Here is a 9,408-nt window from a genome sequence, read left to right on the forward strand (position 1 = left end):
ACATATCCGCTCCACTCAACAGGGTTTTACAGAATCAACCATATCGTTTAACAGAGCCAAGTCCATTATAATTTCCAGATTCCTATAATAATTAATAAAATCCCCGGCAAAAACGAGAAACGTTGTATCCAGTTAAACCTATGAAAATAACTTCCGCTTTTAATCCCAAACAAAACAAACAAAGAACTCATGATCGCCGATGCCAAAGCTAACTCCACAGGTGAAAACCCCATCATGGCGGCGCCGATTCCTGCACCGAATGCATCCAGCGATAGAGCGAAGCCTAACATGAAGGCCTCGATGCCGGTGATTGTCCCGGAGTGGTCAAAATCAGCCGACATTGGTTTTTTTAATATATTGATAGCAAGCCCCAGCGAGCGGATTTCAAAGTTGACAATCGTTGTTTCCTCATCAATTAATTCTTTTTCCTTTTCAGGCCGGAAAAATTGATACAATACGTACGCTCCGATACAAATTAACAGGAATCCCCCTAATTTTGTTGTCAGTTCCGGTGAGATTACTTTTGACAGCCCGTGGCCAATGGATACTGCTATCAAAAGTGAAATAGCGGAACAAGCTGCTATAATCAAAACCGACTTCACTGGCATAACCATTTTTCTAAGTCCGTAAGTGAAACCAACACTGAAGCTATCAATACTAAGAGCAAATGCGAGTAACAGTAGTGAGAACATCTGACCCATATTCTAGGCTCCTTCCTCCCAAAATCACTACGATAGTATATGGCAGGAGCCCATCCTATGTTATTCATTTGTTCTCGCGACAAGTGCTTTTGCTCTTAGGCCGATCAATAAGTCCATTCCGAATGCTTTATTTTTGGCAGTGAGGACAGTAATGAGTGCCCCGGCCGCCGACTTTCATTTTTTCAAGCGGCCTGCCGCATTTTTTGCACGCTTCCCCCTCACGGCCATAGGCATATAACTCAAGCTGAAACATGCCAATTTCACCCTGGGAGTTTACATAGGAACGTATCGTGCTGCCGCCCTTTTTGACTGCCTCGCCCAATGTATCAGTAATCTCTTTATGAAGTTTGGCAATTTCTTTGTCTGTTACCGAACTCGCCAATCGCTCCGGATGAATTCCCGCACGGAAGAGCGCTTCATCCACGTATATATTTCCAAGGCCTACCAAGATGGTTTGGTCCAGCAGGGCCGGTTTTATTTTTCGATTGGTTTTGGACAACTTACTTTTTAAATATTGCTTGGTAAACTCCCCGGAAAAAGGCTCGGGACCGAGCTCGACTAATGGAGGTTTTTCAAACTCTTCCCCTTTTCTATACAAATGCATCGTGCCAAATTTCCTCACATCGCGATAGCGCAATTCTGTCCCATCAGTAAAATGGAAAATCACATGGGTATGTTTATCATAAGGTTCCTCACCAGGGTACAGCCCGTACCTGCCTTCCATGCGCAAATGGGATACGAGAGCAAAATGGTTGGTATAAATAATTAAAAATTTTCCCCGTCTGCCAACATCAATGATGGTTTCCCCTTTCAAGGCATCAATAAATTGCTCGACTTCTAGAGGATTTTTAATGATTTTAGGCCAATGAACGGTGATATTTTCAATAGTTTTTGATTGGACCAATTTAATTAAAGTTTTTCTGACTGTTTCCACTTCAGGAAGCTCTGGCATGGAATCCCCTCCTTCCTGTTCAACTCATCCATTATTTTGCATCGAACCATGTCGGGCCGTAGGCATAATCCACTTTTAGAGGCACTTTTAATTCAAGGGCATTTTCCATTACCAACGGAACTAACTCTTTTAGAATTTCCACTTCTTCTTCGGGGGATTCAAAGATGAGTTCGTCGTGTACCTGCAATAACAGCCGGGATTTTAAACCCTTGTCCTTTAAAGCCTCGTCCATATCAATCATTGCTTTTTTAATAATATCGGCGGCACTACCCTGAATCGGGGTATTCATCGCTGTTCTCTCGGCAAAGCTTCTTAAATTGAAATTGCGTGCGGTAATATCCGGTAAGTACCTTCGTCTGTTCATCAATGTCGTAACATAACCTTTTTGTTTGGCCAGATGGATAATCTCATCCATATAAGTCTTTACACCCGGATAACTGTCAAGGTAGCGCTCAATAAATTGACCGGCTTCTTTTCTCGAAATGCCAAGCGACTGGGAGAGGCCATAATCACTGATTCCATAAACAATGCCAAAATTAACAGCCTTCGCATGGCGTCTCATGTTGGAGGTTACTTCATCTTTGCCAACATGGAAAACCTCCATGGCGGTTTTGGTATGAATGTCTAAGTCCTCTTTAAATGCCTGAATAAGTTTTTCATCCTCGGAAATATGGGCAAGGACGCGCAGTTCAATTTGGGAATAGTCCGCGGCGAAAATGACCCAGCCCTCTTCAGATGGAACAAAAGCCTGGCGGATCTTTCGGCCCTCCTCCAAGCGAATCGGAATGTTTTGCAGGTTGGGATCGATGGAGCTTAATCTTCCTGTTGCCGTCAGGGTTTGCTGGAACCTCGTATGAACCTTGTCCGTTTTCGGGTCAATGACCTTCAGCAGGCCCTCGATATACGTGGATTGCAGCTTGCCTAACTGGCGATAGAGTAAAATATGCTCAATGATTTCGTGTTCAGAGGCCAGTTTCTCCAATACATCAGCAGAAGTCGAATACCCAGTCTTCGTTTTTTTAATGGCCGGCAGCTGCATTTTTTCAAAAAGGATAATCCCCAGCTGTTTTGGGGAGTTGATATTGAATTTTTCACCGGCAAGTTCGCAGATTCTTTCTTCAATTTCCACCAGGCGCTCGCCCAGTTCTCGGCCCATTGCCTGCAAACGGTCGCGTTCCACTTTAATACCAGTCGATTCCATATCGGCTAAAATCAGCGATAACGGCATTTCCAATTCCTTGAATAACTCGTATTGTTCATTGGCCTTTAATTCATCTTCAAGCTTGTCCTTTAACTCAGCCATCATCAGACTTTTTCGCACAAGGTGACCGGCAAGGGCTTCGGTTTCAGGGACTCTTCTTTTTACCCCTTTCCCATAGAAGGATTCATCCGACTGTATATTATTCAAACCGTATTTTTTTGAGATTGAGGCAAGATCTTCAAGAGTCTCGGACGGATTCAACAAATAAGAGGCCATTAAAATATCAAATTTTGCCCCTGTCAAGTGAATGCCAAATCGCCTTAACGATACCTCGGACCGTTTAGCATCGTACACAACCTTTGTTTTCTGCGGATCTTCTGCCCATGTTTTAAATGCCTTGGACGCTAATGCTGCTTCAGTCGGCAGAAAGTAATTGCCTGTTTCATTGACAAGGCCAAAACCGATCATGTCCGCATGATGATAGTTGTCGTCAAGCATTTCCACATAAAAATAGTTTTCATCCGCAAATATTTCATCGGTGATTTCTTCTGGTATCACATACTCAATATCCTCTAATTTCAGTTCCTCTGTTTCTGCGGGTCCTTCGCCCAATCTGTCCAGCAAAGAAGTGAAACCCAATTCCTTAAACAAGCCAATGAGTTTTTCCCGTGAATATCCTTCATACCCAATATGGTTAAAGTCCACTTCAACGGGTGCCTGCCTTTCAATCGTTGCAAGCTGTTTGCTCATGATGGCTTGGTCTTTATATTCCTCGAGCTTTTCTTTCAGCTTCCCATTGACCTGTGCAAGAGATTGGAGCAGTTCCTCCACTGTTGTAAATTCCTTTAACAGCTTGATGGCTGTTTTTTCACCCACTCCAGGCACCCCTGGAATATTGTCTGACGGGTCCCCCATCAGCCCCTTCATGTCAATGATTTGCCCAGGAGTCAGGCCGTATTTCTCCATCACATGTTCGGGCGTGTATTCCTCAATATCAGTAATCCCTTTTCTTGTAATGCCAACTGTTGTACTTGGTGACGAAAGTTGGGTCAGGTCTTTATCTCCAGAAATGACCTTGACCTCATACCCTTCTTGTTCCGCTTTTAGGGAAAGCGTGCCGATAATATCATCCGCTTCGTAATTCTCGAGCTCGTATCTCGAAATCTGGTAGGCATCCAAAAGCTCGCGGATAAACGGAAATTGCTCGGATAATTCAGGTGGTGTTTTCTGCCTCCCGCCTTTGTATTCAGAAAATGTTTTATGCCGGAAAGTCGTTTTACCCGCATCAAATGCCACAAGCATATGGGTTGGCTTTTCGTCTTCAAGAATTTTCATCAGCATCATCGTAAAACCGTACACCGCGTTTGTATGTATGCCTTTATCATTGTTCAACAGGGGAAGGGCAAAAAATGCACGATAAGCAATACTGTTCCCGTCAATCAGAACTAGTTTTTTTGTTTCCACCAAATCACACCTTCCATCTTTTTTCTATTTATGTAGTTTGACCTTAAATACACTGCCTTTTCCCACTTCACTCTCCACGCTAATGCTTCCGTGGTGGGCTTCAATTATATGCTTCACAATGGCTAAACCTAGCCCGGTTCCTCCGGAGTTGCGGCTTCTGGCGCGGTCGACCCGGTAAAATCGTTCAAATATCCGTGGGATTTCTTTCTTTTCTATTCCAATCCCGGTGTCTTTTACTGAAACAACGACTGCCCCGTCATGTTCTGCTAAAGTCACAGACACTTCTCCATTGGCAGGAGTATAAGTAATGGCATTCGCAATTAAATTGATAAAAACCTGCTTTAGACGGTCTAAATCCCCATTAATGGTGACAGGACTTGGTGAACAGTTCAGTTTAAGCGATATATCTTTTTCCTTTGCCTTTCCGGAAAGCAATTTCATCACGTCTTCCAACATATGGTGCAAATCTAATTCCTGCTTGGATAAAGTGAATCCGTGCGTTTCCAGTTTGGATAGTTCCAATAATTCCTGAATCAAAGATTGCAGCCGATCACTTTCTTTTAAGATGATTGAAAGAAAGGCTTCCAGTGTTTCTTTTTGATTCATCGCCCCATCCAATAACGTCTCTGAAAACCCTTTGATGGAAGTAACAGGGGTCTTGAGTTCATGGGAAACATTGGCTACAAAGTCTTTTCTCATCAGTTCTAGTTTTTTCAATTCGGTAATATCGTGGAAAACGACTAAAACACCTTTCCATACATGGTTTGTCCCAATAATCGGAACTGCGTATACATCAAAGTACTTTCTCTCGATTCCCACCGGTACATGCAATTGCTTGCTCACCTTATGTTCTGTCCGGAAAACTTCAGCTACGATCTGACATACTTCCATTTGATCAATAACTTCATAATAGAGTTTGCTCAAATAGTCCGCATGTTTAACATGAAACAAATCTATATAGCCTTTGTTAATCAGGTTGATATAGCCGCGGCTGTCAATCAGGATGAGTCCCGCCCCGATATTTTGAATCAATGCTGTTAACCGGTCCTGCTGAATTTCCTGGGTTTTTTCCAGTTCCTCGAGATTTTCTGCGAGCAGATTAATGGACGATGCCAGCATCCCTGTTTCATCCGGCCTCTCCACAGAAGCGCGGGCACGGTAATTTCCTTTAGCCAGCTCCTTGGCAGTTCTGGCCGCCTCTTCAATCGGTTTGGTATAGGATGATGCAATGCGGATGCCAAGATAAATGATTACGATTAGCGCTAGGCCTAAGCTGATGGAGAGGATCCACCAAATTTGCCCATAGGCCTGTTTTAGCTCATTGGTTCTAATGCTTAGAAAGATATACCCTTCGGTTTGATCGTCTTTTTTGATTGGTCTCCAATAATAATGAAGGTCGAAACCATCGCCCTCTTCAAATTTTTCATCCTGTTTTGTCTTTTTTTTAATCACTTCGGATATAATTTTGCTTATTCCGGAATTATCCACAACGCCAGTGTCATATAATATGTTCCCATTCGTATCCGTCACGGTGGTACGGACGTTCAGCAAATCACTGATTTTCAAGACAGTTTGCTCACTAAACGAGTCAATCCCGCCATTTTCCTCAATATAAAAACTTAGCAATTCGTTTTCAATTTTTAAACGCTCATTAAATGAATGCAAATAATAGCTTTTAAATAACTGACCAAGCAATATTCCTAACCCGACTAGCACACAGATAATCAAGGTGATTAACGCAATAAAAAGCTTTGTCCGGAATTTGGTCATTCTTCCCTTGGCTCCTCCAGCTTATAACCAAGACCACGAATGGTTTTGATGTAGATGGGCTTCTTGGTATCCTCTTCAATTTTTTCTCTTAAATGTGAAATATGGACATCAACTATTCTAGTATCGCCCGCAAAGTCGTAATTCCAAACAGCACTTAATAATTGGTCACGTGTCAAAACTCTTCCTTTATTTTGTCCTAGATATAACAAGAGCTCAAACTCCTTTAAGGTAAGCTCTAGTTTCTGATCATTAAAAAATGCTTCATATTTTTCAGGAAAAATGGTCAATGCCCCAATGATGATTTTACCTTCGTCCCGAACGGCCTCACCGGACGCCTCCGTTTGGATATTGGCCCTCCTTAGGATGGCTTTTACCCGGGCAATCACTTCTCTTGGACTAAATGGTTTAACCATATAGTCATCCGCACCCAGCTCTAACCCCAATATTTTATCCAGTTCGTCGTCTTTGGCTGTCAGCATTAAGATTGGGACCATGATTTTTTCCTGGCGAAGCTGCTTGCAAACTTCGACCCCATCCATTTTTGGGAGCATAAGATCCAAAATCATTATATCCGGGTTGTCCTGTTCGGCCAGGTTTTTTCCAGTTTCCCCGTCCATTGCCGTAATTACCTCGTATCCTGCTTGTTCCAAGTTATATTTGAGCAATGTTACAATTGACTGTTCATCATCCACAACAAGTACCTTTGCACTCATCCAATCCCCGCCTTTGAAAGTTCTCTTTAGCTAATTTTATTATAATATAAAACATGCGAGTTTACTTGTCCGCAAGCTTTTTAGTCAATACATTGGGAACTTCAAAAAAAAATCCGGGAGCAAGGCCCCCGAATAATTTTTTTATTTAAGCTAAAACATTCATCACATTTTTGACAGAATCCACTGACTTATCTAGTGCAGTTTTTTCTTCAGCCGTAAGATCCAATTCTATTACCTTTTCAACGCCGTTTGCCCCCAGGATGGTTGGCACACCTAGATAGATGCCTTCATACCCGTACTCCCCTTCAAGATATGCAATGGTTGGCAGCACGCGTCGCTGATCTTTTAGCATGGCTTCACACATTTCAACTAACGATGCCGCAGGTGCGTAATAAGCACTTCCATTGCCTAAAAGGTTAACGATTTCTCCGCCGCCTTTTCTGGTACGTTCTACAATGGCATTTAATCGGTCTTTGGGGATTAAAGTTTCTAATGGAATTCCTCCGGCATACGAATAGCGAACAAGCGGAACCATGTCGTCACCGTGTCCGCCCATAACGAACCCGGTAATATCTTTAACGGAAAGGTTTAATTCTTGGGCAACAAAGGTGCGGAAACGAGCTGTGTCAAGAACGCCAGACTGGCCAATCACTCGGTTTTTAGGGAACCCGGATTCCTTATATACCGTATAGGTCATAGCGTCAACAGGGTTTGTCAGCACGACAATGATACAATTGGGAGAGTGTTTGACGATTTCTTTAGTGACACTTTTCATGACCTTTTGATTGGTTTGAACCAAGTCGTCACGGCTCATGCCAGGCTTACGGGCAATACCCGCCGTAATGACAACAATATCAGAATTCTTTGTATCTTCGTAATCGGAAGTACCAATGATATTTGCATCAAATCCCTGGACCGGGCTTGCTTCAAGCATATCTAGTGCTTTCCCTTTTGTAGGGTTTTCCATTGGAGGAATATCGACTAATACGACATCCCCAAGTTCTTTTTGAGCAAGTAAAAATGCTGTAGTAGCTCCAGTGAATCCGCCGCCAATCACAGATATCTTATTACGTTTCAAAGACATTCTACCCATCCCCTTTGTTCGTATTTATTTAAAGAAAGGCCATCTTCTTGATTTCGGCCTATACTCTAAAAACAGTAAATAAATAAACAAAAGCGCCCGTGATTCTTCAGCACTTAACATACAGCAAGTTATTAAAAAACAGCTTCCCCTTTAGTTGTTTTCTATTTGCTGTGTCGAGTCCAAAACGGGCGCTTTCGCATTTTATATCTTTTTAGAATTCTTAATCCATATTTTTAATTAATTCGTCACCGAACTCAGAAGTTTTTACTTCGGTTGCTCCATCCATTAAGCGGGCAAAGTCGTAAGTAACTACTTTAGAAGCAATGGTATTCTCCATTGATTTTATGATTAGATTTGCCGCTTCATTCCAGCCTAAGTGCTCAAGCATAAGCACGCCGGATAAAATAACGGATGAAGGATTCACTTTGTCTAATCCTGCATATTTAGGTGCAGTACCATGGGTTGCTTCAAAGATCGCATGTCCAGTTTCATAGTTGATGTTAGCGCCTGGTGCAATACCGATGCCTCCAACTTGTGCTGCAAGGGCATCAGAGATATAGTCACCGTTTAGGTTCATAGTAGCTACTACATCAAATTCACGAGGACGTGTTAAAATTTGTTGCAGGAAGATATCAGCAATCGCATCTTTAACGATAATTTTGCCTGCTGCTTCTGCTTCCGCCTGTGCTTGGTTGGCTGCATCCGAGCCTTGTTCTGCTTTGATGCGGTCATATTGAGCCCAAGTAAATACTTTATCGCCGAATTCTTTTTCCGCAAGCTCGTAACCCCAGTTTTTAAATGCTCCTTCGGTAAACTTCATGATGTTTCCTTTATGGACAAGTGTCAGGGATTTGCGTCCTTCTTTAATTGCATAGTTGAGAGCCGCACGGACAAGGCGATTAGTGCCTTCCTCTGAAACTGGTTTAATGCCGATTCCTGATGTTTCCGGGAATCTGATTTTTTTCACGCCCATTTCATTCTGTAAGAAGTCTATTACTTTCTTTACAGCTTCAGAACCTTTTTCATATTCGATACCAGCATAAATATCTTCCGTATTTTCACGGAAAATGACCATATCAGTGTCTTGAGGACGTTTTACCGGTGAAGGAACACCTTCAAACCATCTTACAGGACGCAAGCACACGAATAGGTCAAGCTCTTGTCTTAATGCCACGTTCAGCGAGCGGATACCGCCGCCGACAGGAGTGGTTAATGGACCCTTAATTGCTATTAGGTATTCATTGATGACATCCAGTGTTTCTTTTGGCAGCCATTCACCGGTTTGGTTAAATGCTTTTTCTCCAGCCAAAACTTCTTTCCAGACTAATTTGCGTTCTCCTTTATAGGCCTTTTCGACAGCCGCATCGAGCACTCTGTACGAAGCTGCCCAAATATCCGGACCTGTACCGTCACCTTCGATAAATGGAATAATTGGATTGTTAGGAACGTTTAATACCCCGTTTGTTACCGTAATTTTTTCGCCTTGCATAGTTGTTCTCCCTCCTGGTTATGTATAAGCTTAT

The 9,408-nt window shown here is 42.6% G+C and carries 7 protein-coding genes; all 7 read right to left on the bottom strand.

The window, feature by feature from the left end; all coding sequences use genetic code 11:
- Nucleotides 1–65 precede the first annotated feature (65 nt).
- Nucleotides 66–701 carry a sporulation membrane protein YtaF gene (gene ytaF, locus ACY8D0_RS21170; RefSeq protein ID WP_462412462.1) on the bottom strand — a complete coding sequence of 212 codons (636 nt, stop codon included), beginning with the start codon at nt 699–701 and terminating at the stop codon, nt 66–68.
- Nucleotides 702–828: 127 nt separating this feature from the next.
- Nucleotides 829–1,653: a DNA-formamidopyrimidine glycosylase gene (gene mutM, locus ACY8D0_RS21175; protein ID WP_462412463.1), complete on the bottom strand. Its 825-nt coding sequence runs from the start codon at nt 1,651–1,653 to the stop codon at nt 829–831.
- Nucleotides 1,654–1,684: 31 nt separating this feature from the next.
- On the bottom strand, nt 1,685–4,321 hold the full coding sequence (polA, locus tag ACY8D0_RS21180; protein ID WP_462412464.1) for a DNA polymerase I: 2,637 nt from the start codon (nt 4,319–4,321) through the stop codon (nt 1,685–1,687).
- Nucleotides 4,322–4,342: 21 nt separating this feature from the next.
- Nucleotides 4,343–6,088, bottom strand: coding sequence for a two-component system histidine kinase PnpS (gene pnpS / locus ACY8D0_RS21185; RefSeq protein WP_462412465.1), 1,746 nt, complete (start codon nt 6,086–6,088; stop codon nt 4,343–4,345).
- Nucleotides 6,085–6,801 carry a response regulator gene (locus ACY8D0_RS21190; protein WP_462412466.1) on the bottom strand — a complete coding sequence of 239 codons (717 nt, stop codon included), beginning with the start codon at nt 6,799–6,801 and terminating at the stop codon, nt 6,085–6,087. Before ACY8D0_RS21190 ends, pnpS begins: the two co-directional genes overlap by 4 nt.
- Before the next feature lie 145 nt (nt 6,802–6,946).
- A complete protein-coding gene (gene mdh, locus ACY8D0_RS21195) occupies nt 6,947–7,885 on the bottom strand; it encodes a malate dehydrogenase (RefSeq protein WP_462412467.1) in 939 nt (312 codons plus the stop codon).
- Nucleotides 7,886–8,105: 220 nt separating this feature from the next.
- On the bottom strand, nt 8,106–9,374 hold the full coding sequence (gene icd, locus ACY8D0_RS21200; protein ID WP_462412468.1) for an NADP-dependent isocitrate dehydrogenase: 1,269 nt from the start codon (nt 9,372–9,374) through the stop codon (nt 8,106–8,108).
- Between the last annotated feature and the right edge of the window lie 34 nt (nt 9,375–9,408).

It is taken from the genome of Neobacillus camarae (genome assembly GCF_054950115.1).